23 protein-coding genes are annotated in these 26,212 nt (G+C 57.3%); 15 read left to right on the top strand and 8 right to left on the bottom strand.

Going from position 1 to position 26,212, the window contains the following annotated elements; translation table 11 throughout:
* Nucleotides 1-17: 17 nt before the first annotated feature.
* From yidC to mnmE, 3 genes are read left to right on the top strand one after another with little or no spacing between them, the layout of a single operon-like run.
* Complete coding sequence (gene yidC / locus AB3175_RS10180; protein ID WP_367360832.1) at nt 18-1,658, top strand: membrane protein insertase YidC; 1,641 nt, start codon at nt 18-20, stop codon at nt 1,656-1,658.
* 20 nt (nt 1,659-1,678) lie between these two features.
* A complete protein-coding gene (jag, locus tag AB3175_RS10175) occupies nt 1,679-2,506 on the top strand; it encodes an RNA-binding cell elongation regulator Jag/EloR (RefSeq protein WP_367360831.1) in 828 nt (275 codons plus the stop codon).
* Nucleotides 2,507-2,544: 38 nt separating this feature from the next.
* Entirely contained in the window at nt 2,545-3,918 is a 1,374-nt protein-coding gene (mnmE, locus tag AB3175_RS10170; RefSeq protein ID WP_367360830.1) for a tRNA uridine-5-carboxymethylaminomethyl(34) synthesis GTPase MnmE, read from the top strand.
* A gap of 12 nt (nt 3,919-3,930) precedes the next feature.
* On the opposite strand, the gene AB3175_RS10165 is transcribed toward mnmE, so the two are convergent.
* Together AB3175_RS10165 and AB3175_RS10160 are read right to left on the bottom strand one after the other, a co-directional pair.
* Nucleotides 3,931-4,677: a histone deacetylase family protein gene (locus tag AB3175_RS10165; RefSeq protein WP_367360829.1), complete on the bottom strand. Its 747-nt coding sequence runs from the start codon at nt 4,675-4,677 to the stop codon at nt 3,931-3,933.
* A gap of 106 nt (nt 4,678-4,783) precedes the next feature.
* On the bottom strand, nt 4,784-5,212 hold the full coding sequence (locus AB3175_RS10160; RefSeq protein WP_367360828.1) for an NUDIX hydrolase: 429 nt from the start codon (nt 5,210-5,212) through the stop codon (nt 4,784-4,786).
* A 412-nt stretch (nt 5,213-5,624) separates the two neighbouring features.
* On the opposite strand from AB3175_RS10160, the gene AB3175_RS10155 reads away from it, so the two are divergent.
* Complete coding sequence (locus tag AB3175_RS10155) at nt 5,625-6,278, top strand: response regulator (protein WP_367360827.1); 654 nt, start codon at nt 5,625-5,627, stop codon at nt 6,276-6,278.
* 8 nt (nt 6,279-6,286) lie between these two features.
* Here AB3175_RS10155 and AB3175_RS10150 read toward each other — a convergent pair whose 3' ends face one another.
* The gene (locus tag AB3175_RS10150) at nt 6,287-7,084 is read right to left on the bottom strand and encodes an NAD-dependent deacetylase (protein WP_367360826.1); all 798 of its coding nucleotides are present in this window, start codon (nt 7,082-7,084) and stop codon (nt 6,287-6,289) included.
* Nucleotides 7,085-7,583: 499 nt separating this feature from the next.
* Here AB3175_RS10150 and AB3175_RS10145 point away from each other — a divergent pair, with 499 nt between their 5' ends.
* The 5 genes from AB3175_RS10145 (at nt 7,584) to AB3175_RS10125 (ending at nt 13,360) form a co-directional block, all read left to right on the top strand.
* The gene (locus tag AB3175_RS10145; protein WP_367360825.1) at nt 7,584-8,372 is read left to right on the top strand and encodes an acyl-CoA dehydratase activase; all 789 of its coding nucleotides are present in this window, start codon (nt 7,584-7,586) and stop codon (nt 8,370-8,372) included.
* A gap of 198 nt (nt 8,373-8,570) precedes the next feature.
* The gene (locus tag AB3175_RS10140; RefSeq protein WP_367360824.1) at nt 8,571-9,731 is read left to right on the top strand and encodes a 2-hydroxyacyl-CoA dehydratase subunit D; all 1,161 of its coding nucleotides are present in this window, start codon (nt 8,571-8,573) and stop codon (nt 9,729-9,731) included.
* Nucleotides 9,732-9,761: 30 nt separating this feature from the next.
* Complete coding sequence (locus tag AB3175_RS10135; RefSeq protein ID WP_367360823.1) at nt 9,762-11,165, top strand: 2-hydroxyacyl-CoA dehydratase subunit D; 1,404 nt, start codon at nt 9,762-9,764, stop codon at nt 11,163-11,165.
* Between the two features lie 18 nt (nt 11,166-11,183).
* The gene (locus AB3175_RS10130; RefSeq protein WP_367360822.1) at nt 11,184-12,029 is read left to right on the top strand and encodes an acyl-CoA dehydratase activase; all 846 of its coding nucleotides are present in this window, start codon (nt 11,184-11,186) and stop codon (nt 12,027-12,029) included.
* 494 nt (nt 12,030-12,523) lie between these two features.
* The gene (locus AB3175_RS10125; protein ID WP_367360821.1) at nt 12,524-13,360 is read left to right on the top strand and encodes a LamG domain-containing protein; all 837 of its coding nucleotides are present in this window, start codon (nt 12,524-12,526) and stop codon (nt 13,358-13,360) included.
* 133 nt (nt 13,361-13,493) lie between these two features.
* Here the strand turns inward: AB3175_RS10125 and AB3175_RS10120 are convergent, their stop codons facing one another.
* Nucleotides 13,494-14,102: a L,D-transpeptidase gene (locus tag AB3175_RS10120; protein WP_367360820.1), complete on the bottom strand. Its 609-nt coding sequence runs from the start codon at nt 14,100-14,102 to the stop codon at nt 13,494-13,496.
* Nucleotides 14,103-14,297: 195 nt separating this feature from the next.
* Here AB3175_RS10120 and AB3175_RS10115 point away from each other — a divergent pair, with 195 nt between their 5' ends.
* Complete coding sequence (locus AB3175_RS10115) at nt 14,298-15,047, top strand: MBL fold metallo-hydrolase (RefSeq protein WP_367360819.1); 750 nt, start codon at nt 14,298-14,300, stop codon at nt 15,045-15,047.
* 21 nt (nt 15,048-15,068) lie between these two features.
* On the opposite strand, the gene AB3175_RS10110 is transcribed toward AB3175_RS10115, so the two are convergent.
* Nucleotides 15,069-16,313 carry a class I SAM-dependent RNA methyltransferase gene (locus AB3175_RS10110; protein ID WP_367360818.1) on the bottom strand — a complete coding sequence of 415 codons (1,245 nt, stop codon included), beginning with the start codon at nt 16,311-16,313 and terminating at the stop codon, nt 15,069-15,071.
* 259 nt (nt 16,314-16,572) lie between these two features.
* Here AB3175_RS10110 and AB3175_RS10105 point away from each other — a divergent pair, with 259 nt between their 5' ends.
* From AB3175_RS10105 to AB3175_RS10090, 4 genes are all read left to right on the top strand, one after another.
* On the top strand, nt 16,573-17,736 hold the full coding sequence (locus tag AB3175_RS10105) for a TraB/GumN family protein (protein ID WP_367360817.1): 1,164 nt from the start codon (nt 16,573-16,575) through the stop codon (nt 17,734-17,736).
* 22 nt (nt 17,737-17,758) lie between these two features.
* The gene (locus AB3175_RS10100) at nt 17,759-18,604 is read left to right on the top strand and encodes a rhomboid family intramembrane serine protease (RefSeq protein WP_367360816.1); all 846 of its coding nucleotides are present in this window, start codon (nt 17,759-17,761) and stop codon (nt 18,602-18,604) included.
* Between the two features lie 110 nt (nt 18,605-18,714).
* Complete coding sequence (locus tag AB3175_RS10095; RefSeq protein WP_367360815.1) at nt 18,715-19,140, top strand: DUF3568 family protein; 426 nt, start codon at nt 18,715-18,717, stop codon at nt 19,138-19,140.
* 72 nt (nt 19,141-19,212) lie between these two features.
* A complete protein-coding gene (locus AB3175_RS10090) occupies nt 19,213-19,734 on the top strand; it encodes a helix-turn-helix transcriptional regulator (RefSeq protein ID WP_367360814.1) in 522 nt (173 codons plus the stop codon).
* 130 nt (nt 19,735-19,864) lie between these two features.
* Here the strand turns inward: AB3175_RS10090 and AB3175_RS10085 are convergent, their stop codons facing one another.
* Together AB3175_RS10085 and bcp are read right to left on the bottom strand one after the other, a co-directional pair.
* On the bottom strand, nt 19,865-20,731 hold the full coding sequence (locus AB3175_RS10085) for an EamA family transporter (protein WP_367360813.1): 867 nt from the start codon (nt 20,729-20,731) through the stop codon (nt 19,865-19,867).
* Between the two features lie 19 nt (nt 20,732-20,750).
* Nucleotides 20,751-21,218 carry a thioredoxin-dependent thiol peroxidase gene (gene bcp / locus AB3175_RS10080; protein ID WP_367360812.1) on the bottom strand — a complete coding sequence of 156 codons (468 nt, stop codon included), beginning with the start codon at nt 21,216-21,218 and terminating at the stop codon, nt 20,751-20,753.
* 229 nt (nt 21,219-21,447) lie between these two features.
* Between bcp and AB3175_RS10075 the strand changes: the two genes are divergently transcribed.
* Nucleotides 21,448-22,335: a patatin-like phospholipase family protein gene (locus tag AB3175_RS10075; RefSeq protein WP_367360811.1), complete on the top strand. Its 888-nt coding sequence runs from the start codon at nt 21,448-21,450 to the stop codon at nt 22,333-22,335.
* Nucleotides 22,336-22,342: 7 nt separating this feature from the next.
* Here the strand turns inward: AB3175_RS10075 and AB3175_RS10070 are convergent, their stop codons facing one another.
* The gene (locus AB3175_RS10070; protein WP_367360810.1) at nt 22,343-25,951 is read right to left on the bottom strand and encodes a PocR ligand-binding domain-containing protein; all 3,609 of its coding nucleotides are present in this window, start codon (nt 25,949-25,951) and stop codon (nt 22,343-22,345) included.
* Nucleotides 25,952-26,212: the final 261 nt, after the last annotated feature.

Below are 26,212 nucleotides of genomic sequence, written 5' to 3'. Positions count from 1 at the left end.
ATTCACGGAGGTTCTTAATGGACAAAAAGGCGGTACTGGCCCTCGTCCTTTCCGCGGCTGTACTTTTGCTCTATCAGATATTTTTCTACAAACCGGTGCAGCCCTCAAAATCTCAGCCCCCCACCCAGGGGAAAGGCGCAACGGCTGTTATCCAGCCGGAATCAACGGTTACGCCCCAGGCGACCGTCAGCACCCCACCGGAATCCGGCGATCCTTCCGCCCGGAAAGGCGCACCTCTCTCCCCGAACGGCGGGGAGAAGGAGCAGGATATTTCCGTCGACACCCCTTTGTACAGCGCCGTATTCACCACCAGGGGAGGGGCGCTTAAATCCTTCACCCTGAAGAACTACCGCGAAACCATCGATGCCGGTTCAAAACGGATCGAACTCGTTGACGTCAAGGAGGGCATGCCCTACCCATTGAGCATTTCCTTTCCGGCTTCCAGCATTGACGTTTCCCCGTCCTCGCTTTTTCAGGCCGATGCGGCGGCCCTGGATCTGAAGTCGGCCTCGGAGCCCCGGCGGTTGACCTTTGTTCAAACCTGGCCCGGCAAGATCAAGATTGAAAAAATATACACCTTTCATCCCCAGAAGTACGCCATCGATCTGGAAATCCGCACCTACAACCTTTCCAGTGTCCCCTTGAGCCAGGAGATCGCCCTCTTCTGGAACCAGTATGTCGATCCGGAAGCCAAGGAGGACAGCTACGGGCACACCGGCCCGGTATCCTACGTGGGCAAGAGCGTGGAACGGGAAAACGTGAAGAAAATGGAGGCCTCCAAACTCCTGGGACCCGATGTCTCCTGGGGCGGCTTCGAAAGCAAATACTTCCTTGCCGCCATGATTCCCCAGAACCCTTCCCTGACGAGCATGATGCTCTCCAAGGGAAGCAGCAACATGGTTTCCACGGGCCTGAAGGGACCGAAAAACATCATTCCCCCCGGTCAGGCGGGATTTTTCGGCTACACGCTCTTCCTGGGACCCAAGGATTACAATATTCTCAAGACCATGGGAACCGGCCTCGAGAACGCCATCGATTTCGGCTCATGGATGAAATGGCTGGCCATGCCGCTTCTGCTGTGCCTGAAATTTCTCTACTCCTATGTCCACAACTACGGAATCGCCATCATCATCCTGACGATCCTGATCAAAATCCTCTTCTGGCCTCTGGGAAACAAGAGTTACAAGTCCATGAAGGAAATGCAGAAACTGCAGCCGAAAATGCTGGAGCTGAGGGAGAAGTACAAGAACGACAAGCAGAGGCTGAGCCAGGAGACCATGGCCCTTTACAAGGCCTACAAAGTCAATCCCATGGGCGGGTGCCTGCCGATGATCATCCAGATCCCCGTCTTTTTCGGCCTTTACAAGACCCTTCTTTACGCCATCGAACTGCGCCACTCTCCCTTTTTCTGGTGGATTCAGGATCTGTCCGAAAAAGACCCCTATTACATCACGCCGTTAATCATGGGGGCCACGATGTTCATTCAACAGAAAATGACGCCTGTCTCCGGCGATCCCACCCAGGCGAAGATCATGCTCTGGATGCCGGTCATCTTCACCTTCCTGTTCCTGAACTTCCCGTCCGGACTCGTCATCTACTGGCTGTTCAACAACATCCTCAGCATCGGACAACAGCACTACATCAATAAACGAGCATAACCAAGAGTTAGGGTACGAATATGGATACGATTGAAATTGAAGCCAAGACCATTGATGAAGCCATCGAGAAGGCCTGCGGGGAATTTAACGTCTCCCGGGAAAAACTGAATATTGAGATCATATCGGAAGGTTCTGCCGGATTCCTCGGGCTGGGCTCCAAAAAGGCGAAGATCAAGGCCAGCAGATTGTCTCTGGACATTGACCTGGACGCACCCTTTGAACTGTTAAAGGAAGAGGCGGAGCCTGCCCCCCCGGTCCGCGAAGAGCCGCCAGCGCCTGCGCCCGCCGCAGCCCCTGTGCCCGCCGCAGCCCCCGCGCCCGCCGCACCTCCCGCCCCGGAAGTTACCGAAGCCCCCGCGGGGAAGGAAGAGCATGAGCCGCTGGCCCAGAGGGCGAAGAGCATCCTGGAGGGCATCCTGCAGAGGATGTATCTTGACTTCACCGTGAGCGTCGAAGAAACCCCGGATACGATCGTTCTCACCATCAACGGCGACGGGGGCGGACTGCTCATCGGCAAGCGGGGGCAGAACCTGGATGCCATCCAGTACATCGTCAACAAGGCGGCCACGAAAATCCATGATGAACGCAAATTGATCATCGTGGATACGGAATCCTACCGGCAGCGGCGGGAGGACTCTCTCAACGCCCTGGCCAGGGAATTTGCCGAAAAGGTCCGGAAGACAAGAAAGCCGGTCACCGTCGGCCATATGAACGCCCACGACCGCCGGATCATTCACCTGGCGCTTCAGAATGACGACACCATCGTCACCAAGAGCAGGGGCGAGGGTGAATACCGGAAAATCGTGATTCTTCCGGCAAGGATCGCCAACCGGGAACCACGGACATAAGCGGGGAACCGTTCCTTCAGTCACGCCTGAATGCCGTCATGCCGACAGACACCATAGCCGCCATTGCCACACCCGCCGGTAGCGGCGGGATCGGCATCATCCGGATCAGTGGACCCGAGGCGGGAACCATCCTGATCCGCCTTTTTCAGCCTTCCCATCCCATTGCCTTCTTTCAGCCGCGCCGCCTTTATCATGGGGATCTCGTCTGCCCGGAAACAGGGCGGGTCCTGGACGAGGTGCTGATCACCCTGATGAAGGGGCCCCGCTCCTTCTCCGGCGAGGACACCGTGGAGATATTCTGCCATGGGGGCATCCTGATTCTTGAATCCGTCCTCTCGTCCGTGCTCAGGGCCGGCGCCCGCCTTGCCGAACCGGGAGAATTTACCCGGCGGGCCTTTCTTCACGACAGGATTGATCTGACCCAGGCGGAAGCCATTGGCGACATGATCTCCGCCCGGACGTCCCGGGGCCTGGAAACGGCCGTCTCGCACCTGAAAGGGAAATTGAGGGGAAAAATCGATGTTCTGCGGGAGGGGCTGATCGATGTTCTGGCCCTGCTGGAGACGGAGATCGATTTTTCCGAGGATGTGGCATCCCACCCCTCTTCGGAAGTCTCTTCGCCGCTCCAGTCCCTTTCCGAAGATCTGGCCGCCCTGCTGCGGAGCTACGATCAGGGCAAAATCGACCGCCATGGCGCCGCGGTGGTCATCGCCGGCAAGCCCAATACGGGAAAATCAAGCCTGCTGAACGTGCTTCTGGAGGAGGAGAGGGCCATTGTCACTCCGATACCGGGGACGACCCGCGATTTTATCGAGGAGGCTGTGAACATCCGGGGGATGTCGATCCGGCTCACCGACACCGCCGGCATCCATCCCACGGAGGATATCATCGAGCAAAAGGGGATCCAGAAGGTCTGGGAAAAACTGGCCGGCGCCGATGGCGTCATCCTCCTTTTCGACGGCAGCCGCCCACTGACGGACGAAGACCGGGAGATCCTGAAGCGGCTTGCGGATTGCAGGGTTCTGCCGGTCATCAATAAAACCGACCTGGACCACCGCCTGGAAGAGAAGGAAATTTCCGACGCGCTCCCGGGAACGGCACCGATCCGGATATCCGCCAAATTCGGAGAAGGCATTCCGGCCCTGAAAGAGGAAATCGGCCGGTTGGTCATGGAAAGGGCTGGGATTCAGGACGGGGAAATCGTGATTTCCAGCCTGAGGCAGAAAATGGCCCTGGAGAAGACCCTCCAATTTGTTGACCAGGCGCTCGCCAGTCTCCGGGAGGGCTTATCCCCGGAGTTTGCCGCACTGGACATCCGGGATGCCCTGGAAGCCCTGGGTGAAATCGGCGGGGAAACAGCCACGGAACAGATCCTGGACCGCATCTTCTCGACCTTCTGCATCGGGAAATAAAGGGAAAACGCTTCAGCCCCCCTCCATTCCTTCAAGAAACGCCAGGACGTTTTCACCCAGGACCCGGTGGTTGTACCCCCCCTCAAGAACGGCAAAGCATCCGCATCGCTTCTTCTGGCCGGTCTCCCATACCATATGCCCGATGGTTTTATAATCCTCCGTCGTCAGAAGCCCGCCCCAGTCTTCCTTATGGTTGTCGAATCCGGCGGAAACGCCGATGATGTCGAAAGACGCGGAAGAAAGGCCCCTTTCGATGCCCCGGAGATACTCGTTCCGGTCAGAGGAGGAAGGGTTGTGAATGGTGACATAGCCTTTTCGTTCCATGATGTTGACCGTGCCATCCCCGAAATGGAGGTCGAAGTCCAGAAGAAAGGCATTGACGATTTTTCCCTCCCTCTTCAACTTCTCCAGGGCGATGGCCATGTTGTTGAAATAACAGAAGCCCCAGGCGCTTCCAGCGGATGCATGGTGGCCGGGGGGGCGGATCAGTGCAAAGGCCGGCTCGCTCATCCCGATTTCGGCGGCCATGATGGCCCCGCCGGCAGCGAGTGCGGCGATGTCATAGAGCCCCTCCCGTTCAACCAGAGCGATATGAGACTCGGTGTGAACATCGGAAATATCCGACTCCCCTGCCGGCTTTGCCTTAATGAAGTCGACCCGGCCGCTGAGCGCCTTCACAACGGCCTCCATTCTCCCGGGAGCGGCTGCCGGATCCGTCGTGTAGCATTGACAAAAATCATCATGATAAATGACTTTCATGACGTTCGCCACCTCCTGACATCGTTCTCTGTATAGGGATGATGATCAAAAACGGCAGACCACAGCCACGATTCCGCCGCGCCTGTTCCTATCCTTCAAAAACACACTACCCGTGAAATTTGATGTGCCGGAGAATTCCGGCCGTACTGGCTGACAAATCGACCGTTTCCAGGTCCGCCGGAGAAAGCCACCGGACGTCAAGGGCGTCGTCGGCGGCCTTCAGATCGCCGCGGACGTAATCGGCCAGCAGATCCACAATGACGAAGTGAAAACGGATCTTTCCCTCACGGTCCTTTTCAAAGAAGTCAAAGGCATAGACGGGATGCCTTGCATTGACGACAATTCCCGTTTCTTCGAGGACTTCCCGCTCCGCTCCTTCCTTCAAGGTTTCTCCCAACTCCAGGGAACCTCCCGGGATGGCCCACAACCCCCTGTTCGGCTCCGCGGCGCGCTGTACAAGGAGGATTCTGCCTTCCTTGACGACAACGGCGCCAACACCCACACGTGGACAATCCGGATATTCGCGTTTCGCCATAAATCGAAAAACCTGCTCGGAAAAATAAAGGTTAATTTAGCATGTTTTCTTAATCGTTACAATAAGTTCTTAGCCAGAAACAAGCGGGGTGCCGCCTTAGTGTTTTACTCATCCATTGGTTGAATCCAATTTCAGTAATTTTTTCCCGAGTAATAAGGCTTTCCCCTTATTGGAATAAACATCAGACTGTAATAGAAAATAAAATCAAGATTGTGATAAACTTCACCTTAAATGAGATCGTTACAGGTCCTGTTCCTCTGTCTCCGATGGACACCCTTTTTTCCCTGAAAAGGTGCCTTTCGTTTTTCGGATTTGCCGGTCCATTTTTGTAAGCGGAAACGACGTGCGGGGATGTGATTTTTCCGTCGCGTCAAAAAAAAGAACGATAGCCAAGAATAAGGAGAACGGGAAAATGTCTGTCAATGTTCTGCTTGCCGACGATCACAAGATTGTCCGCGACGGTCTGCGTATCCTCATTGAAAACCATGGGGATATGAATGTTGTCGCGGAGGCGGAAAATGGACAAAAGGCAATCAACCTGGCCAGAGAACTCCGTCCCGAGGTCATTATCATGGATATCTCCATGCCGGACATCAACGGCATCGACGCCACAAGAAAAATCACCTCGGACTTTCCAGGAATCAAAGTCATCGCCCTGTCCATGCACACCGATCGCCATTTTGTCGTCGGCATGCTGGAGGCGGGGGCGGCAGGCTACCTTTTAAAGGACTGCGCCTTTGAAGAGCTCGTCAGCGCCATTCATACCGTCCTGGAAAACCACACCTATCTGAGCCCCACCATTACCGATATTGTCGTCAGAAATTATGTCAACAAGGCCTCGAAAACCTCGGTGGTCTCCTCCGCGGAATTGACGGCACGGGAGCGGGAACTGCTCCAGCTACTCGCAGAAGGCATGACGGCAAAGCAGATTGCCAAGACGCTCCGTGTCAGCGTTAAAACCGTGGAGACTCACCGGCGCAACATCGCCCAGAAACTTGGGGCCGGATCTGTGGCCGAGTTGATCAAATATGCCATCAGGGAGGGTCTGACCACGCTGGACTCTTGAAGGATCCTCTAAGACCGGAAGCCGATTTGATTCTTTACCTCCGCCAGGATTCGTGTCATCACTTCGCCGGCCGCACCCTGAAGCAGGATGTCCGCCTCTGAATCGTAGGGCGTCTCCTCTTTGTTGATGATCACCAGCCTGGCGCCGACATCCTTGGCATACCGGGGCAGGAAAGCCGCCGGATAGACCACCAGGGATGAGCCGATGACCAGCATCAGATCGCAGTTGTAGGCTTCATAAGTCGCATCCCGCAGGGTCTCCTCCGGAAGGGCCTCTCCAAAAAATATCACGTCCGGTTTCATCAGGCCCTGGCACTGCTCACAGAAGGGAAACCCCTCCATCTCTTTCAACGCCGTTTTCATGAGGATATCGGGGACGGAAATCCTTTCGCCGCAGCTCAGGCATCTCAGCCAGCGCATGTTTCCATGGAGTTCGTATACCTTTTCCGGCGCATTTCCCGCCTTCTGATGCAGATTGTCGATGTTCTGGGTAATGACGCACCGCAGTTTCCCCAGCTTCTCCAGTTCGGCAACGGCCAGATGCGCGCGGTTGGGCTGCGCTTCGGCGAAGGCCCCCCCTTCGATCAGGATTCTCCACTGTTTTCGCCTCGTTTTTGCACTTCGCAGAAACTTCTGGATGGTGAAGTCATCGGGATCGAACCGGTCCCATAACCCTCCCGGACTGCGAAAATCGGGAATGCCCGATTCGGTGCTCACACCCGCCCCCGTAAAGACGACAACCCTTGCCGCCTTGCAGATCATTTCCGCGGCGGCCTGGATTTTCTCCTCCAACATCATGTCCTTCATTTTTTATACTCGCTGATTACAAGGTGCTGTATATTTCATCCTTTCCAGGATGCCCCCGTTTTGTTCAGGAAAATACCTACAATAAATTATCCCCAATGACCAGATGAAACTTTCCCCGATCCTGCCGCCCCCCTTCCCGGTTCAACCCTCGTGGAAGGGGAAGCGGCCGGGGCGGATGTTCTGTGTCCCGGCTTTCTCTCCGGAGCGCGTCGGCCTTTTTTCTATTGACACTCCTCATACTTTGTTCTAAGTCACAGCCTTATCCGCGTTTCCTGCGAGCCTCAGGGAAACGTCCCTGTTGCGCTTTCCAGGAAAGGCAGAGGCGGATCCGCCAGATCCTTGATCGAGCTGAAGCGAAGGGCCTGCCGCGAACAGCGCGCCTGCACCAGAGAACATTTCCCGGTAACGAAGACGGCTTTCCCATGATCCTGCTTCGGAAGAAGCGCCGCAGAGAGTTTCAGGCAACACAAACATCATAACATCACCCTGGGCAGAGACGATGGCCTTTTTTCTGGGAATCGATATCGGATCTTTTTCAGCGAAGGGAATCCTGCTGCGGGATCGATCCGTACAGGCATCCTTTTCCTGCCTTTCCGGCGGAGACTACCGGGGCACCGCACAGAAGGTCCGGGATGCCCTGCTGAGCGGGGCCGGGATGAGCCCTTCGGAAATATCCCATGTCACAGCCACAGGTTACGGGGCCAAACAGGTCCTTTTCGCCGACGGGGAAAAACCGGATATCACCTGCCAGGGCAGAGGAGTAGCCTTCCTTCTTCCCTCGGCCAGAACGGTTATCGACGTCGGCGATCTGTACAGCAAGGTCCTGCGCATGGACAGCGCCGGCCATGTCCACAACTTCATTCTCAGCGGCAAATGTGCCGGAGGCAGTGGCCGGTTGCTGCAGATCATGGCCAAGGTCCTTCAGGTGAATCTCGAAGACATCGGCCCCCTGTCCTTGAACTCCCGCAACAAAGTGGACTTCAGCACGGGATGCGTCGTCTTTTCGGAATCCGAGGCCGTATCCCTGATTGCGGAAGGCGTTTCCAGGGAAGACCTTCTGGCGGGCGTGCATCGGGCCTTGGCGGCCCAGATTCACAGCCTGGCGGAGCGGGTGGGAATCGAAGAGGAGCTGGTTCTCACCGGCGGAGGGGCAACCGATGCCGGGCTGATCATGGCACTGGAGCACAGCCTGAAGATTCCGGTTCGAGTTCCTCCGGAGCCCCTGTTTACAGCCGCCCTCGGCGCAGCGCTGCTGGCCCGGGAGAAAGCCCTCCCCCGGGGCGCCTGAAAAAATAAAGAACCATCCTGTTCTCCGGCCGGCGCTGTAAGGACAGCAACAAGGGGAAATCCGGCAGGGATTTCTTCCGGCGGCAACGGCGGAACAGCCGCGGCCGTACGCCGAAGCATAACGGCCGGGGTCACGGCGAGGAAAGCACAGGCTTTGGAATTCCAAGGTCTCTTTTTGAAAAAAAGAGGAGGAAGTTTCATGAGCGACAAAGAAAACGGCATCATGGCAGAGGTGGAAAGACAGTACGGAGATTATGGCGTTCGCACCAGGGAACTTTGCGCCGAAGGCGGAAAGGCGATCGGCTATATCTGCTCTTTTGTACCTCTGGAATTTATGACCGCGGCCGGATGCATCCCCTTCCGGATCCGCGGGGATATCCGGGAACCCATCACCAGGGGGGACTCTCTTCTGGAAACGATCGTCTGCCCCTTTGTCCGGAGTTGCTTTGACCTCTGCGTCAAGGACCGGTACGACTTTCTTTCCGGCATCGTGATCCCCCACGGCTGCGACAGCATGGTGAGAAGCTACAGCGTCTGGAGCTATTCCCTGAATTTTCCCTATTTCCACTTTGTCAATACGCCGACGGTGGTCAAGGAATCTTCCCATGAATTTTTCAAGGAAGAGCTCCGGTCCTATCAGAAGAGCCTGGAGGACTTTACAGGAAAAGCGATCACCGCGGAGGATCTTCGGAAGGCCATCAGGCTTCACAACGATCACCGCCTCAAGACCAAAGCCCTCTACGAATTTCGCAAGGCCGATCCCCCACTCGTTTCCGCCGCGGAGATCTCCAAAATCCTCACCGTCGGCGCAAGCCTCCCCGTGGCCGAGGCCAACGCCCTCCTTGATGAAGTCCTGGCCGAACTGGGCGGACGGACGGAGGCGCCGGTCAAAAAAGGCCCCAGGATCCTCCTGGACGGCGCCTGTGTGGACCATTCCGTCATCGCCGACATCGTTGCCGAAAGCGGCGGCAATGTGGTGGTGGACACAACCTGCATGGGGACGAGGGACCTGTGGCCCCTTGCCGATGAAGACGGCGATCCCGTGGCCTCACTGGCGCGCCGTTACCTGGACCAGCTCAATTGCCCCAAGACCTACCGGGAAAACACCGCCGGAACCTTCGCCGGCGATGCAGAGTCGCGCTTCGGCGACATCGGGGCGCGGGCGAAGGAGTTTGCCGTAAACGGGGCCATCCTGTACCTTTACAAATACTGCGACCCCTTCGGCTTCGAGGTCCCGGCAAGAAAAGCCTACTACGAATCCCTCAACGTCCCGCTTCTGTGTCTGGAGGACACCTATTCAGCGGGAACGGTCGGACAGTTGAAAACACGCATCCAGGCTTTCCTGGAAATGATCGGCTAGCGGCCTTGCCGGCATAAGGAGGACAGAACAATGACGGAAGAGAAGAAAGAAAAAAAACCGCAGAAGAGAATGACCGCAACCAAGGCGGCCGCCTCCATCGGCCCCATGGTCAAGGAATTTATCGCCGGCACGAACCGGGCAAGGAAGGAAGGCACCCATAAACTGGCCTACACGTTCATCGTCTGTCACCACGAGGAAATTCTCCGCGCCATGGATGTCCTGCCGGTCTGGACCGAAAATTTCGCCGGCGTCTGCGGAGCGAAGCGTGATGCAGAACGCTTCCTGCAGCGGGCGGAATCGCTTGGGCTCTCCCGCTCCCTGTGCACCTACGCCCTGTGCGGAATCGGCTACGATCAGTGGAGAGAGGAGCTGGGGGAGACGCCCCCCGACGCGCCCTGGGGCGGCCAGGCCAGGCCCGACTTCATGATCGAAACGGGCCAGATCCTGTGCGATCCCAGGTCCAAGTGGTATCAGGCTTCGCAGCAGTTCATGCCGGACATCCCGATCTACAACATGGATCTCCCCTATCCCCTCTTCCAGAGGGACAGGGATCACAGGGAAGTTCTGGGCTATTACCACCGCTACATCGTCAAGGAGCTGCGCGGCCTCATCGCCTTCCTGGAACAGCAGACGGGGAAAAAGATGAATTACGACCGCTTGAGTGAGCTCGTGGCTCTGAGCGACCGCATCTGGAACCTGGTCCACGAGACCTACGAACTGCGCCGGGCAAAGCCCAGCCCCATGGGCACCGGGGACGCGATGAACACCATGGTTCCCATGAATTTCATGATGGCCACCCAGGAATGCTATAATTTCTTCTCCGATCTCAAAAAGGAGCTGGAAGAAAAAATCGCCGGGGGAGAAGGCGAGGTCGATGAGGAAAAGTACCGGCTGATGTGGGGCGGCGGACTCCCAGCCTGGTACGCCCTGAACGATTTCAACTACTTCAACAGCAAGGGAGCGTCCTTCCCCGTGGAGACCACCTACCGCATGGTCATGCCCCTGGATGAGATGGATCTCCCCAGGACCAACGATCCCGTGGAACATCTCGCCTGGCGGTGGCTGGGCTACTGGACCTTCTGGTACGACAAGGCCCGCAGGCGCCCCGGATCCGAGCCCGACGTGGAGCGCCTGATCAACTGGGTCGAGGACTACGACATCGACGGCATCGTCGTCCATCAGGCTTTTTCCTGCCGGACCTGGCACGTGGGCCTCATCTGGCAGCTGAATCAGCTGGCGAAGATCTACAAGCCCATCCCGGTTCTGATGATCGGCACAGCAGGGCAGAAGGAAAAGACGAACCGCGAGGTGCCCTCCCTGATCCTGGAAAGCGACATCATCGATATCACGTCCTACTCTGAAATCGATACGCGCAACAAGATCGACGCCTTCATTGAAACCCTGGAATCGGTCCGGGCCAATCGGGCTGCATGATCCCGCTTCTTTCAAAAGATGGCTGAATACTTTGCAGGCATTGATATCGGTTCAACCATGACCAAGGCGGTGATCCTCGGCGAGGGGATTGCCGCCTCGGTCATCGGACCGACGGGGGCGGAACAGCGCAGGCTGGCCAATAAAGTGATGGAGGAAGCGCTCGCCCGGGCCGGCCTAGCCTTCGAGGCCATCGCCTACGTTGTCGCCACGGGTTACGGACGCATCAACGTCCCCTTTGCCGACCGACAGATCACGGAAATCACCTGCCATGCCCGGGGAATTCATTTTCTCTTTCCCGAGGCCCGGACGGTGATCGACGTGGGGGGCCAGGACAGCAAGGCCATCCGGATCGACAGCCAGGGGCGCCCTCATCACTTCATCATGAACGACAAATGCGCCGCCGGAAGCGGCCGCTTCATCGAAATCATCGCCGACACGATGAACATTTCCCTGGATGCCGTCGGCGATCTTTCCCTCCAGAGCACCTCCCCGGCAACGATCAGCAGCGTCTGCACCATCTGGGCCCAGCAGGAAGTGGCCTCGGGCCTGGCCGAGGGCATCCCCGTCCCCGATCTCCTGGCCGGGGTACACCGCTCTCTTGCGGATCGCATCAGCCGAATGGCCCACCGGCTCCGCCTGGAAAAACCCGTCGTTCTCACCGGCGGAGGATGCAAAAACAGGGGGCTCATCGCCGCACTGGAGGAGTATCTCGACTGCAAACTGCTGATCCCCGAGAACCCTCTGATTACCGGTGCTCTCGGCGCCGCGCTCATGGGGCGGGATATCGTGGAAAAGGCCCGCCAGAACAGTCTCCCCCTGGAGACCCGCCCCCGTGTGCTGGAAGCCATCCATCTTCTCGGCTGATCCATCGAGGCTTTTTTTTCAACGAAATTCGTCGGCGGACGGAGACCATGCAACACTTCCGCGCTTCTGTTCCGTCTGGCCATCCCCTGCGTCCGCTTCGCGGCTGCGGCCTCTTCGGGCTTCGGGCGGCGTTCTTCCGTAATCGCCTAAACCATCCCCCCCCTGGAACATCAGGCGGACGTTCGCAATCAGGTTATTGGAATCATAAAATGAGAGAATTCCTGATTGTCCTGGTTATCATAACCCGTTATTACAGGCAGAAAATACCAGGATTTCCATTTGAAAATTCCTTCCGGAAAGGACGGCGAAGGGTTCACGCACGATGCCCTTTTCCGGGACGAACGTCTTGTCTGTTTTTTTTTCAATCACGGATGTCCGCGCCGGTCACTTCCTGCTGGAAGGACGTTTGACCAAGGGGAGGTGATGTGTCGAAGACCATGTAGGAACAACTTGCAACCCGTCAAAAACAATTCAAGGATGAAGGAGATTGTCAGATGAAAAGAAGAAGGTTCTCGGAATTATTAACTTTGATAAAAAGGATTAAAGGCCGGATGGCCGCTTTCGCCGTTTTCGCGGTGTTCCCGGTCCTTGCTTTCAACGCACCCGCATACGCGGTTCTAGTCGGCAGTTACGCCTTTGAAGAGGGCTCCGGCACGATCATCCAGGACGCTTCCGGCCGCGGCAACAATGGCGCCCTGGTCAATGGGAAAGAAACCTCCTGGACGACCGGGCACTCCGGCCTCGGCCTCTACTTCCCCGGCGTCACCGGTTCCGGTTCCACGCACGTCAACCTGGGAAATCCTGCTGATTTCCAACTCTCGAACGCCTTAACCTTCACGGCCTGGGTCTATTCTGAAAACCCCAACAGCGATGCACCCATCCTCGCCAAGGAAGGCAACGGCGTCCTTTCCTACTGGTTTGGCGTGTTCCATAACCAGTTTGGTGTGCTTCTTGATCACACGGGCAACTACGCCTGGGATCTCGAACGACGCAACGTCGGTACCGTTCCCGCAAAGGAATGGCATCACCTTGCAGCCACCTGGGACGGCAGCGTCGTCCATTATTTCTTCGATGGTGTCCAGCTGGCCGAATCCGCCAACTACTCCCACACCCTGTTTAACGGAAACGCGAACCTCACCATCGGCGTCAACTCGGACTTCAACTTTACCGCGTTTCAGGGAACGCTGGATGATATCCACATATACAACAACGCCCTTAATGCGGATCAAATCAAAGCGGATATGAATCCCGTTCCGATTCCCGGCGCCGCCTGGCTCCTCGGTTCGGGGCTGCTCGGCCTCATGGGGCTAAAGAGAAGGGTTCTCGGCTAAGGGGCAAATCCCCGGTACAGCAAGGTTCAAGGGCAGGATGATCTCACCGGTTCCTTCGGTGACCCTGCCTTTGCCGTTTTTACCGCTGTCTCCAGAACGACCGGATGAGCCCCCCGAATTTTGAGCGGAACGTTCAGGGCAGGATCATGACCTCCGTCCCAACGGAGATCGTCCTGGCCAGTTCCCGCACATCGTCATTGTACATGACAAAGCATCCCCCCGTCACCCGCCGGCCGACACGCCCCGGATTGTTGTTGCCGTGGATGCGGTAGATGGCCCCTTTCCTCGTCCGATGGGAAAGGGAGATCTTGACGGGTCCCATGTAGTTCAGGGGATGGCCCGGGGGTACAACGGGAGGCAGATGGATGCCCCTCTTGCGAAAAATCTCCCGGCAGTAAGGCGTCGGGTGCCACGAGGGATTGAAGGAAATGGCCGTCACCCGGCCCCGCCCCAGAGGATAGACATCAAGACCCCGGACAGCCGTTCCCACCCGGTATTGGCGCCGGAAGAGGCGCAGATTTTCTCCGTTGTGCTCATAGAGATTCAGAACATTCCGGCTGATGCTCACCTCAATGGCATAGCGCCTGTCTCTGGACGGGGCGGGGGATTGCTGAGATCCGGAGGCTTCAAACCGCGAACCGGCAAAAGCCATCACACAGCAGACCAGAACAAACGCCATTCCCCAGAGGCGGTGAAACCTCATTCTTGAACGCAACGGATGATCCGGTTCTTTCTGACCCACGTTTTTCCTCTTGATGCCTTCCTGTTCATACAACTCATTTCGACCTTGTCATTACAGCCCTTTGGCGGTACAAATCAAGCTTCAGATTGAACCGCATGGAAACCGGGCTGCCCGTTACCCCCCGTTCACGAAGGTGGAATAGTCCCTGTGCCTTCATTGCCGGACAGGTTTCCTGAGGAACGAGAGAGGACCCTTATGAAAGTCATTTTTCTGGGCACGAACGGCTGGTACGATACGGACACGGGAAACACCATCTGTACCCTTCTCCGTGCCGAATCCTTCGATCTGGTTCTGGATGCAGGAAACGGCTTCCACAAGCTGGACCACGTTATACACCCTGATGACGGAAAGCCCCTGTACCTCTTCCTCAGCCATTTTCACCTGGACCACATCATCGGGCTGCACACCCTCAACAAATTCTCCTTCTCCCGGGGGCTGGTGATCCTGGGGCCTGCGGACAGCCGGAAACTTCTGACCCTGTTTGTCAACCGTCCCTTTACCGCGGCGCTGTCCTCCCTGCCCTTCCCCGTGGAGATTCTCGAACTGCCCGCCTCCCTTCCCAGGCTTCCCTTCCATGTGGAGGCCCTCCCATTGAAACATCCCGTCCTCACCCTGGGTTATCGGATTTCCCTCGATGACAGGGTCGTCAGTTACTGCACGGACACGGGCTATTGTCAAAACGCCGTGACGCTTGCCCGTTCAGCCGACCTGCTCATTTCGGAATGCGCCTACAGGCAGGGGCAGTTCAGCGATTCCTGGCCGCATCTCAATCCGGAGGCGGCCGCCCGGATTGCCTCGGAAGCCCGGGCGAAACGGCTTGCCCTGACGCACTTCGATGCCCGCCTGTACTCCAAATGGGAAGACAGGAAAGAATCCGAGACATTCGCCCGGAAGATCTTTCCCCATACCTTCGCTGCCCGTGACGGCCTGGAAGTGGATCTATAGGATCCGCTTTTTCCCTCGGCCTCACCTCTCCAGAATGCCTACAACCTCGATATGTTTTGTCTGGGGAAACATGTCCATGGGTTGCAGCTCCGTCAACCGATAGCCGCCGTCGAGAAGACGGCGTATATCCCGGGCCTGGGTGGCGGGGTTGCAGGAAATATAGACGATCCGCAAAGGGTTCAGGCCAAGGAGACCGTCGAGGACATCCGGGCTGCAGCCGATTCGCGGAGGGTCCAGAACGGCGATATCGACCGTGTTTTTTCTTTCCAGGAAAAAGGCCCTTAACCATTCGCCGACGTCGCCGGCGAAGAACTCCCCGTTCGGCACGCCCTCTTCCCGGAGATTCTCTTCGGCGCAGCGGATGGCCTCCCGGTCCGCGTCCACCCCGAAGAGCCGCTCCACCCGCGGAGCCAGAAAAAGGGAGAAGAGGCCGGAACCGCAGTAGGCATCCAGGAGCGTTTCGGCTCCCGAAGGCGCACTGGCCTGGACCACCGCATCAACCATCGTGTCCACAAGGGTTGAGTTGGCCTGAAAAAATCCCGCAGCAGGCACACGCAGGATCTTTCCCTTGACGGAACGCAAGACCCGATTCCCGGGGGCCTGGGAGCGGCCGAATCCGGGAATTGCCTCTTCCGCACCGGACCACAGGGTTACCCTTTCCTCCTGCCTCCCGCCTCTGCCGGAGGGGGGAGAAGAATTCTCCAGGTCCTTCCGCAGCGTTGCCAGGGAGCGGTTGATGGACTCGTCGACAATTTCACACCGCGTCACCGGAACGATCCGGCTGTCCGCCGCCTCCTTGTAGCCGATCAGGGGGGGCCTTCCCGGTGCGAGGCGGACATGAAAATCCGCTTTGCACCGATAGCCATACGGCTTCGGGGAAGGGATGGCTCTGCGCACGGGGGGATCCGGCACCCTTCCGATCCGCGCAAAGGTTTCCGTAACCTGCCGCCTTTTAATGTCCAGCTGGTGGCCGTAGGCGATGTGCTGATACTGGCAGCCTCCGCAGCGTCCGTAATAAGCGCATGGGGCAGCGCTCCGGAAGGGGGACGGCTCCACTATCCGGCATATGCGCCCTGTGGCGTACGCCCGCCGCACAGAGGCAATTTCAATCTCAACCGTGTCCCCATCCGCTGCGAAGGGAACAAAGATGACCAGGCGCCCGACCCTGCCGACCCCCAGACCGCCGAAGGCGACGCTGTCTATCTTCACTTCCAGCCGGTCCCCGATCCCGATCTTGACCTCCCGGGTTGATTTCCGTCCCTTCAATCGATCCCCCTCATTTTTTTTCAGTCTCTGCGGATTTCAAAGATTTCCCCGGGGACCATGCCGCCATTTCCCCTTCCAAAAAAGTGGGCTGAAATCTCTGCAAGCCCTTTCCTCAAGCTTGAATTTTGCTTTCTTTTTTACAGGAAGGATCAGAAATTCCGAACCGGCTCCGGAAATGTCCCCCACGGCATTTCCCTTTACAAGCCCATAAAATACTGATAGGAATCTCTCCATGATCACAGAAACAAGAGTAAATACCATGCAGGACCGAAATGTCCATCATTTGTTTACCGGGGGAAAGGAAATCATCCTGGTAGGCACAGCCCATGTGTCTCGGGAAAGCGCGGACCTGGTGGAGCGGGTCATTTCCGAGGAGCATCCGGACACGGTGTGCATTGAGCTGTGCCAGGCCCGTTTTGACGCCCTGAAGAAAAAGGACCAATGGCAGGAAATGGACATTGTGAAGGTCATCAGGGATAAACGGACCTCCCTGCTCCTATCCCAGCTTCTGATGATGTCCTTCCAGAAGAAAATCGCCGAAAAATTCAATATCCATCCCGGCGAGGAAATGCTTAGGGCCATTGCCATGGCGGAAAAGCAGGGGGCAGGCATCGTTCTCGCCGATCGGGAAATCCGGGTAACGCTTCTGCGCACCTGGAGGCGGATGGGGTTCTTCAGCAAAGTCCGGCTGGCCGCGGAAATGTTTCTTTCCCTTTTCATGACGGAGGACATCGATGAACAGGACATCGAAAAGCTCAAGGAGCATGATGTCCTGGACATGACTCTCCGCCAGTTCGGGGAAAAAATGCCGGACCTGAAAACAACGCTGATTGACGAACGGGACCAGTATCTGGCCGCCTCCATTCGCTCCGCCGGCGGGGACAAGGTGGTCGCCGTCGTCGGCGCCGGTCACATTCCGGGCATTGTCCGCACTCTCGAGCAGAATCAGGAGGTCGACAAGGAGGCCATTTCGGTGATTCCTCCTCCCGGCCTCTGGGGCCAGGTGTTCGCCTGGGGATTTTCCCTGGGAATCGTAGGGATCTTTATCGCCGGATTTTTCAGTTCCGGCTTTTCAGCCAGCATGGCCATGATTTTTTCCTGGTCGGCCATCACGGCGGTCTGTGCGGCAGCGGGGGCGCTTCTTCTCCTGGCCCATCCCTTGACCATCGCCGCAGCCGCCTGTTCGGCACCCATCGCCACCCTTCACCCCCTGATCGCCACGGGCTGGGTTGCAGGCCTGACCGAGGCAACGATCCGCAAACCGAAGGTCAAGGACTTTTTGAGCCTGAAGGATGACATCCTCTCCGTTCGAGGATTTCTGAAGAACAAGATCACCCGCATCCTTCTTCTGATCGCCATCGTGAACCTGACGACCTCCATTGGTACGTTCGCCGCCATACCGGTCATGATGAGATACTTTTAACGGATCTTCCTGTTGGCAGGCCATGGTTTCTTCCGGAAAAACTTCCCTTCTCTGTCCCCGCTGCCGCAAGCTCATCAGTGCTGATGAGCCCCAGTGCCCGCACTGCGGATTGAGAAGTCCGGGATCACGCTGGCTTTCCGGATTTGTGTGGCGGCTCAACAGCGGAAGCCTCGACCCGATTCGCATCCTGATTTACTTAAACGCAGCGTTTTACCTGCTTTCACTCCTTCTGAACCTGTCCGGTACGCGAATATCCTCTAATCCCCTGGCCCTTCTTTCCCCATCCAACAGCAGCCTTTTTTCCCTGGGCGCGGCAGGGGCCATCCCGATCGCCCAGTACGGGCGCTGGTGGACCCTGATCTCAGCCTCTTTTCTTCATGGAGGCATTCTCCACATTTTCTTCAACATGGCCGCTCTTTCCCAGCTTGGCTATTTCGTCCTTCGAGAATACGGGTTTAACCGCTTTATCCTGATTTACGTCGCTTCGGGCATCGCCGGCTTTCTGATTTCGAGCCTGGTGGGGGTCATTTTTACTATCGGCGCCTCCGCCAGTCTGTGCGGCCTGATCGGAGCGATCCTGTTCTACGGCAAAAGCCGCGGGGGGTTTTACGGCGAGGCGATTTACCGTCAGTCTCTCGGCTGGATCGTGGGGCTGGTGATCTTCGGCCTGCTGGTGCCGGGCATCAACAACTGGGCGCACGGCGGAGGTCTCGTCGCCGGCATTCTCCTGGGATTTTTTCTGGGATATGAAGACCAGTCCGAGGAGAAGCCTCTTCATCAGATCCTGGGAGCCGGCTGCATCTTTCTGACGGCATTGATCCTCTTCTGGGCGGCCCTTCATTCCCTCTTCGCCTTTTTTGTCTCATAACCTGTAATTCTTATTGACTTAATCTCTGCTTGTTTATATGGAAAACCCATGTTCAGGAAAAAGAACCGGCACCTGGATCAGCAATAACAAAGACAAGGAGAAGACCCTTTATGCATGTGTTCAGATATTACGGACTTACCGTCGCGCTGTCGAGCCTGCTGTTCCTTTCCGGCTGTGATACCGCCGTAGTAACCAATGGAAATATCATGGGCATCCAGTCCGGCCAGTTTCTCTATACAAACGGCTACCTGCAGGCAGACTATCTCACGAACCTCGACAGCGTCTGGCAGGCCTGCGAACAGACCCTTCAGGACCTCAAGGCGACAAACATACGCAAGGACCGCAAAATCGCATCGGGAACTCTGAAGGCAGACGTCTATGACGACAAGATTGTTATAGAAATTGTCTACTCGGAAAGGGACAGGGTCACCGTTTCCGTGCTGGCAGGCATAGGCGGCAGCCAGCTGGCGGCACGGCTCATCCACGAGAGAATCGGGAAGGCGCTGCATGCAATGGGGGCAATCAAATCCTCATAAGGACTCGGTGCCTTCTTTAATCCACCCGATGATCACGAGACCACACTATTAAAAAAAGAGGGGACAAACACCATGGCTAAAGAAAATCAGGGGTCAATCGCAACCAGGGGCGAGCAGCTCCTAGAGGACCAAATCGACCTGAGCCGGGAAGCCGAGCTGGAAGCCAGCATCCAGCGCCTGGAGGAGTTGAACTCGGCCCTCAAATCCCTGCTTCGACACCGGGATCAGGACAGGCGGGATGTGGAGGAGCGGTTTCTTTCCAACGTCAAGGAGCTCGTCCTTCCCTACATCCAGAAGCTCAAGGAGACGGAGCTCGTCGGCATGCAGGCCACGTACGTGGAAATTGCAGAATCCAATCTCAACGACATCATGTCGCCCTTCCTGCAGAAGATCACCTCGCGATACCGGAACTTTACACCCAAGGAAATTCAGGTCGCCAGCCTGATCAAGGAAGGCAGGCGGACCAAGGAAATCGCCCAGATCCTGGGAATCTCGAAAAGCGCCATCGACCTTCACCGGAACAGCATCCGCAACAAGCTGGGATTGATCAATAAAAAAACAAATCTCCGCTCCTATCTGATGTCTCTTTTCTGATCCTTCCCAAGAACGGGGTGGCGCACGGCACCGTTCCAGGGATGTTCCAGCAGCCACCCCGCAGCTTGCCGCCCGGAAGGATTTGCCCGAAGCCCACATAGCCGGCAGCGCGGCATGGCATGCGGCCAGTTCAGGACTGCCCGATCTTCAGCAGAAAGAGGGACAGGACCGTCATCAGTATTCCCGTCGTATTCAACAGCGTCAGTTTTTCCCGGTAGACCAGGGCGGCAAGAACATTGGCCAGGACGAAATTCATCCCCACCACGGGAACGATGATAGACAGGGGACCTGTTTTCATGGCCGAAAGCAGGGTAAAAAAAGCCGCAAAATTGAGCAGCCCCACCGCGAAGCCGATCAAAAGGGCTTCTCCATAGTTCTTATTCGCCCCTCCCTTTTCAAATGGCCTCTGAAGCCCCAGGGAAAAGAGCATGCTGAGAGAGTAGGTCAAGGCAATGAAGGCCATGGTATTGGTGTACAGCGCGGCGAATTTGCTGGAAACCGCCGCCACGGCGCCCGTCAGGACGGCCATGACGATCAGAAAATACCCCTTGCGGGCATGCCGGTTTTCCTTTTGCTCCTCCTCGGAGAAGCGTGTCAGAGTGAGGATGACGCCGATGGCGAGAGCGATGCCGGCAGCCTGATACCCGTTCAGAGAATCCCTGAAATAGACCACGGAGAAGATGACCACCAGCACGGCGCTCATCCGGGTCATCGGATAGACGATCGTCGTGGGCAGATAGCGGAGCGCCTCAATGGTCACGACCGTATCGACAAAAAAGGTCAGGCTGTTGATGAGGGCAAGGGCCAGCAGCCAGTTCAGGTTTTTCAGGGCTTCATCGGAGGAGAACCACCAGATCGAACTGAGAATTGCCACGGTGCCCATGAAGGACAGGGTGGTCCAGGCGGTATTGCAGTTCCGCTGCGCCGACACCTTGTAGAGGAACCGCTGGATCCCGTAGAGGACGAAACAGACCATCGTCAGGAAAAACCAGTTCATGAGTCTTCCCCGGCCCGTTTCACGAAATCCCGAGAGCTCCCAGCGCCTTGGGAACCGTGTTCCCGGGGCTTACCTTGTACCAGGCCTCCAGGATCCGGCCGTCCTCATCAATCAGGAAGGATGAGCGGAGAATTCCGAAATATTTTTTTCCATAGAGAGATTTCTCACCCCAGACGCCATAGGCCTCCGCCACGGAGTGGTCCGGGTCCGACAGCAGAGGAAAGGACAGTTGAAGCTTGTCGCTGAACTTTTTTTGCAGGGCTGTTGAATCGGGGCTGATGCCCAGGGCGTCCACCCCGATTTCCTTCATTGCGGAGAGGGCATCCCTCACGGCCTCCGTCTGCCTGGTGCAACCGGAGGTTCCGGCCTTGGGGTAGAAATACAACAAGAGTTTTCTGCCCTTGAAACCGTCGAGCGTTACCGTTTTTCCGAACTGGTCGATCAGGGCGAAGCCGGGCGCCTGATCCCCTCCCTTCAATTTGTCCACCTGGCACCTCCTGAAAAGTTTCCGGTCCCGCTTTCCTTCGGCGTTCGCATCCGCATCCTCCCGTTCCGGCGGAAGAGCGGAACTTGAGAGCCACAACACCTTGGTTACTCTAGTATGACCTCCCGTGTTTTTCAACATCAGATACAAAGAAATCATCGACAAAGGGAAAATATTTCTGTAGGTTTTCTCCCGGCTGTGGCCTTTTATCAAGGAAGGGACGGAAAAAGAGATGAAAAGCAAAAGGTTCCTTTACGCCTGGATATGGATCGTCTGCATACTGCCCCTGGCGGGATGCCTGCCGAAGGAAATTCCCCCTCCACCCAGGCCCGCCACCATTGCCGTCGTGCTGGGGGCCGGCGCATCCCGGGGGTTCGCCCACGTGGGTGTCCTCAAGGTTCTGGAGAGCAGGAAGATTCCCATCTCCCTGATCGTCGGAACGAGCGCGGGAAGTTTCGTCGGATCCCTCTATGCTTCCGGAATGAGCACCTTTGAACTGCAGCGGATTGCCCTGACCATGGAAAAAAATGACGTGGCCGAGCTGATTTTCCCCGACACCGGCTTCATTCGCGGAGAAAAGCTTGAAAGCTACGTTAACCGCTCGGTCCGCCAAACATCCATCGAAAAGCTGGCGATTCCCTTTCGGGCGGTGGCAACGAACCTTCAGGACGGCTCGGAAATCGTTTTCGGGTCGGGAAACACGGGAAGGGCCGTCCGGGCAAGCTGCTCCATTCCCGGCATCTTTCAGCCGGTATGGATCGGGGGGAAGCCTTACGTCGACGGGGGCGTTGTGAGCCCCGTTCCCGTTCTGGCCGCGAAGCGGTCGGGCGCCGATGTCGTCATCGCCGTGGACATCTCCGCGGGGGTGGGGGGAGCGGTCCCCCGGGGGATAATGGACACGATCCTCCAGTCCATCGACATCATGTACAACAAGATGGCGGCGTCCCAGATCGCCTATGCCGACGTGGTCATTGCCCCCAGGGTGAGCTATATCGGCTCAGGCGACTTCGATAAGCGCCATGAGGCCATCCTCGAAGGCGAAAAGGCGGCTACCCTGGCTCTGCCCCGCATTCAGCAGATTCTGGCCCGGCTTCGCCAGGAGGGAAGGCTGCCCCGGTAATCTGACATCAGCCCAGCGCGCTTTTCAGCACACGGCTCAGATTCGCCACGCTGTAAGGCTTTTGAATAAAGCCGGCCAGTCCCTTTCCCGCGAAGCGCTGCGTCACTTCCTGTTCATTGAAGCCGCTGGACAGGATCACGGGCAAATCGTCCTGCAGATTGCGCAGTTCCTGGAAAGTCTCCTCGCCGCCCATCTCGGGCATCATGAGATCAAGGAGCACACAGGCGATCTCTCCTCTGTGGGTGCGGAACACCTGCAAACCCTCACGGCCATTGACCGCGGTCAGGACTTCAAAGCCCAGCTTTTCCAGCATCGCCGATGCCACGGCCATGACAAAGGGGTCGTCGTCAATGACCAGGACGGTGCCCCCGCCCTTCAGCGGTTCGCCCTGCTCCACCGTCCCCTGAACCGCGCCCGACTCCCGTGTTGCGGCAGGCAGCAGGATCCGGAAGGTTGTCCCCTTCCCCACCTCGCTGGAAACCTTGATGACTCCCCGATGGCCGCGCACGATGCCGAGCACCGCCGCCAGTCCCAGCCCCCTGCCGACGAACTTCGTGGTGAAGAAGGGATCAAAAATCTTTCCCTGGGTTGCGGAATCCATCCCGCATCCCGTATCCGACACCTCGATGTAGACATAGAGCCCCCCGGGGGGGTGATCGGGCAGATAGCTTTCGGACAGGTAGGCCTCATCACACTCAAGGCACCCCGTCGTAACCGTAATGACGCCTCCCGCACCTCCCAGGGCATCGGATGCGTTCGTAATCAAATTCATGATCACCTGACGGATCTGCGTTACATCCGACTCCACCTCCGGGAGATGATCAGCAAGGACATAGCGCACCGCCGATTTCTTGGACACCGAGACATCGAGTATTTTTCCCATTTCCCGGACGACTTCAGAGAGGTCGCAGCGGCTGACCACGAAGCGCCCTTTTCCGGAATAGGCGAGCATCTGCCGGCACAGATCCGCCGCCCGGTGCGAGGCCCGCATGATCTCCTCAATGTGCTGGCAGACGGGGGACGCCGGAGAGAGCGCGAGAAGGGCCAGGTCGGCGTACCCGAGGATGGCCATGAGCAGGTTGTTGAAATCGTGGGCAATTCCTCCTGCAAGGACGCCCAGGCTCTCGAGTTTCTGAACTTCCCGCATATGGGCATCAAACCTGAGGCGCTCCTCCTCCATCTGCTTCCGCTCCGTCAGATCGTTGAAGACGGCAAGGGTCTTGTTACCCATGAACGTTCGAAACAGCTCGATATTCCGAACGGATCCATCCCGGCACGTCACGTCCATCTCAATGCCGCAGGTGCTGCTTTCAAGCCTGTCAACCGTCCTTCGCAGACGCTCCACCGTCCTGCTCCGGTAGAGCGGATCGGGAAAGGCGCAGCGGAACCATTCCCCCAGGGTGGGAATGTCGTCGATCGTATAGCCGAACTTCTCGCTGAATTTCGGGTTGACGTACTCGACCCGCCCGTTCCTGTTCGCAAAGCCGATGGGCAGCGGAGAAGACTCCACCACCATCCGGAACCGTGCCTCGCTTTCAAGAAGCGCCTCCTCGGCCTGCTTGAGCTCGGTGATGTCCTGCACCGTCCCGATGCCTTTCAGGGGACGGCCTTCCGGATCAAATTCGTTCCGGCCGATTTCATGGACCCACTTGATCCGCCCGTCCTTCATCAACAGCCGGTGAGAGATTTCGTAGGCGGCCCTGTCCTCCACGCATTCGGCAAAAAGGTGTTGGACCATCTCCCGGTCGTCGGGATGGATTTGCTTCAGGAAAGCCTCGAACGAAGCGTCAAACTCGTCGGGGTCGATTTCAAAGATCTCATAAGTACCGTCGGACCATTGCAGGGTGTTTGTGATCAGATCCAGCTCCCAGTTTCCCAGTCGCGCGATATGCTGCGCCTCTCGGAGCTTTCTTTCGCTTTTCCTCAGTGCATCCTCTACCCGCTTGCGTTCCGTTATGAAGCGCGCCTGCTGGATGTTCTGATAGGCTGTCGTTGAAAGCTGGTTGGCAAGGGCAAACAGGGCGTGGGCGATCTGCTCGAACTTCTCCTGCGGCATGAAGGGCACCTGGCGATAGGCCTCGCAGAATTCCTTCTCGTCGAGACCCAGTTCGCGGCAGTATTCAAGGATTTTCTCTTCGTCCTGTCTTTCGTTGCGGACCTGACCGATCAGCCAGCTGGCGATGTGGCGGCCGCCGACGGTGATGCTGGCGCCTGCACCGCACAGCCCGGCGCTCAGGCAGGTCTGAACAACCGGTCCGGAGGGATCATACCTTCCGAGCGTCGCATCGGATATCATACATTTTCGTTTCCCCTTTTCGGTACTCCGGATGAACGTGCTGCAGAACCTGGTGAAGCTGCTCGGTTTCGTAATGGCCGTTCCGTCGGGACGTGTGATCAGCGCCGAAACGCCCCAGGTTTCCGCAAGAAGATCCTGAAGTCGTTGAAGGTCCGAAAGGTTAAAGAGGTCCTCGAAGGCGACGGTTCCGATATTTTCCAGGGGCTCCGTCAACGCGACGATTCGCCTTTCCAGCGCGTCCTCGGCCTGCTTGCGCCTGCTGATGTCCCGGCAGACGGCCAGAACGACGTTTGACCCGGCCAATTCGAGATGCTGCAGGGACACTTCCATCGGGATCAACGTTCCGTCCCGCTTCCGGTTCAGAGTCTCAAAGAGAACGTAGCCTTTCCGCCTGAGCGCCTTCATCCGCTCGTCATGTTCCGCCACCGCAGAAATGTCGATGTCCAGCGGCCTCATGGCCATAAGCTCCTCGCGGCTGTAGCCCAGGGTCTCCAGGGCGGCCTTGTTTGCATCCAGAAGGCGCTCTTCCTGGTCGAAGAGGTAAATGGCATCCTTGGCGAGATGGAACACGGCATGGAATTTTTCTTCGCTGCGCCGCAGGGCCGACTCCACCTGTTTTTGCGCCACAATTTCCCCTATGACCCTGGCGGTGGTAGCAAGGCGTTTCCTTGCAAGCTCAATCATCAGGGACGGACGGGGTTCACAGGCTTCCGCCTGCCGGCGGAGCTCCTCCAGGGGAACTCCGTAAGCCTCCGCCAGGTCGCGCAGTTTTTCCCCGTCGCGGGGAGGATCGCCATAGCCGATGGCGAGGCTTCCAACCACTTCGTCGCCGGCAAAGACCGGAACGGCAAAAATCCGGATTCCTCCACGGCAGGGCAGCTCCACGGGCTGTTTTGTTTCAATGGAGACAAGGGCAGCATCATTCCGGCAGGATTCGAAACAGGGCCCCTCGCCGGACGCCATGGCCTTCCGGCTGTCCGCTGCCCCGCAGAGCCGCCTCGATGCCTGATTCAGAAACCGGCACCAGTTGGAGGAGATGAACTTCAGCGCACAATCGCCGTTTTTTTCACAGACGGTAACGGAGGTGTCAACGAGACAGGCCAGGTCTTCGACAAGCTCGGAAAGGAGAGATTCGCCGACGAGGTCACGAATGTATCTGGAGTCCTTCAGAAAGACCAGATCGTCATAGGCCGGGATCGGTTCTTCCCGCGGCCCGGACCGGACGGCTCCCCCCGTCGAGATCCCGTTCAGTATTCCCTTGAGAGGCTGAACTGTATCTTCTTTTCCCTTCAGATTCCACACAGGCATCTTGCCGGCCATTCCGCACTCCTCAATCCATGCTTTCCGCTCGGTACTCCGGGGCGAACCTCTTTCGCCAATAGTCAGACCGGCCGGCTTCCATCCCGAAGGGGATAAAACGTTACAGAAAAAGGAGGAAAAGGAGGCTGCTTCTTGATTCCCGCGGCTCTTTTCCTCCACGTCTATATGGAAGGAACATTTTTCCTAAGGTATGGAAGTATAAAGATAAACGCTAATGGATGTCAACAAAAAAGGAGGAGCGCCCCCGGGAGGGAAACATCC

Origin of the sequence: Syntrophus sp. (in: bacteria) (assembly GCF_040768185.1) — a bacterium.
Taxonomy (GTDB): Bacteria; Desulfobacterota; Syntrophia; order Syntrophales; family Syntrophaceae; genus Syntrophus; species Syntrophus buswellii.
Note: the sequence above shows the minus strand (reverse complement) of the source record. Positions and strands in the feature narration are given on the sequence as shown.

Coding starts and splice junctions, on each gene's coding strand:
- AB3175_RS10130 (WP_367360822.1), top strand. CDS start 11,184: ATGGCTGAATACTTTGCAGGCATTGATATCGGTTCAACCATGACCAAG.
- AB3175_RS10140 (WP_367360824.1), top strand. CDS start 8,571: ATGAGCGACAAAGAAAACGGCATCATGGCAGAGGTGGAAAGACAGTAC.
- AB3175_RS10145 (WP_367360825.1), top strand. CDS start 7,584: ATGGCCTTTTTTCTGGGAATCGATATCGGATCTTTTTCAGCGAAGGGA.
- AB3175_RS10160 (WP_367360828.1), bottom strand. CDS start 5,212: ATGGCGAAACGCGAATATCCGGATTGTCCACGTGTGGGTGTTGGCGCC.
- yidC (WP_367360832.1), top strand. CDS start 18: ATGGACAAAAAGGCGGTACTGGCCCTCGTCCTTTCCGCGGCTGTACTT.
- AB3175_RS10095 (WP_367360815.1), top strand. CDS start 18,715: ATGCATGTGTTCAGATATTACGGACTTACCGTCGCGCTGTCGAGCCTG.
- AB3175_RS10085 (WP_367360813.1), bottom strand. CDS start 20,731: ATGAACTGGTTTTTCCTGACGATGGTCTGTTTCGTCCTCTACGGGATC.
- AB3175_RS10115 (WP_367360819.1), top strand. CDS start 14,298: ATGAAAGTCATTTTTCTGGGCACGAACGGCTGGTACGATACGGACACG.
- AB3175_RS10155 (WP_367360827.1), top strand. CDS start 5,625: ATGTCTGTCAATGTTCTGCTTGCCGACGATCACAAGATTGTCCGCGAC.
- AB3175_RS10150 (WP_367360826.1), bottom strand. CDS start 7,084: ATGAAGGACATGATGTTGGAGGAGAAAATCCAGGCCGCCGCGGAAATG.
- AB3175_RS10100 (WP_367360816.1), top strand. CDS start 17,759: ATGGTTTCTTCCGGAAAAACTTCCCTTCTCTGTCCCCGCTGCCGCAAG.
- AB3175_RS10135 (WP_367360823.1), top strand. CDS start 9,762: ATGACGGAAGAGAAGAAAGAAAAAAAACCGCAGAAGAGAATGACCGCA.
- AB3175_RS10090 (WP_367360814.1), top strand. CDS start 19,213: ATGGCTAAAGAAAATCAGGGGTCAATCGCAACCAGGGGCGAGCAGCTC.
- mnmE (WP_367360830.1), top strand. CDS start 2,545: ATGCCGACAGACACCATAGCCGCCATTGCCACACCCGCCGGTAGCGGC.
- jag (WP_367360831.1), top strand. CDS start 1,679: ATGGATACGATTGAAATTGAAGCCAAGACCATTGATGAAGCCATCGAG.
- AB3175_RS10105 (WP_367360817.1), top strand. CDS start 16,573: ATGCAGGACCGAAATGTCCATCATTTGTTTACCGGGGGAAAGGAAATC.
- AB3175_RS10125 (WP_367360821.1), top strand. CDS start 12,524: ATGAAAAGAAGAAGGTTCTCGGAATTATTAACTTTGATAAAAAGGATT.
- AB3175_RS10075 (WP_367360811.1), top strand. CDS start 21,448: ATGAAAAGCAAAAGGTTCCTTTACGCCTGGATATGGATCGTCTGCATA.
- AB3175_RS10070 (WP_367360810.1), bottom strand. CDS start 25,951: ATGGCCGGCAAGATGCCTGTGTGGAATCTGAAGGGAAAAGAAGATACA.
- AB3175_RS10165 (WP_367360829.1), bottom strand. CDS start 4,677: ATGAAAGTCATTTATCATGATGATTTTTGTCAATGCTACACGACGGAT.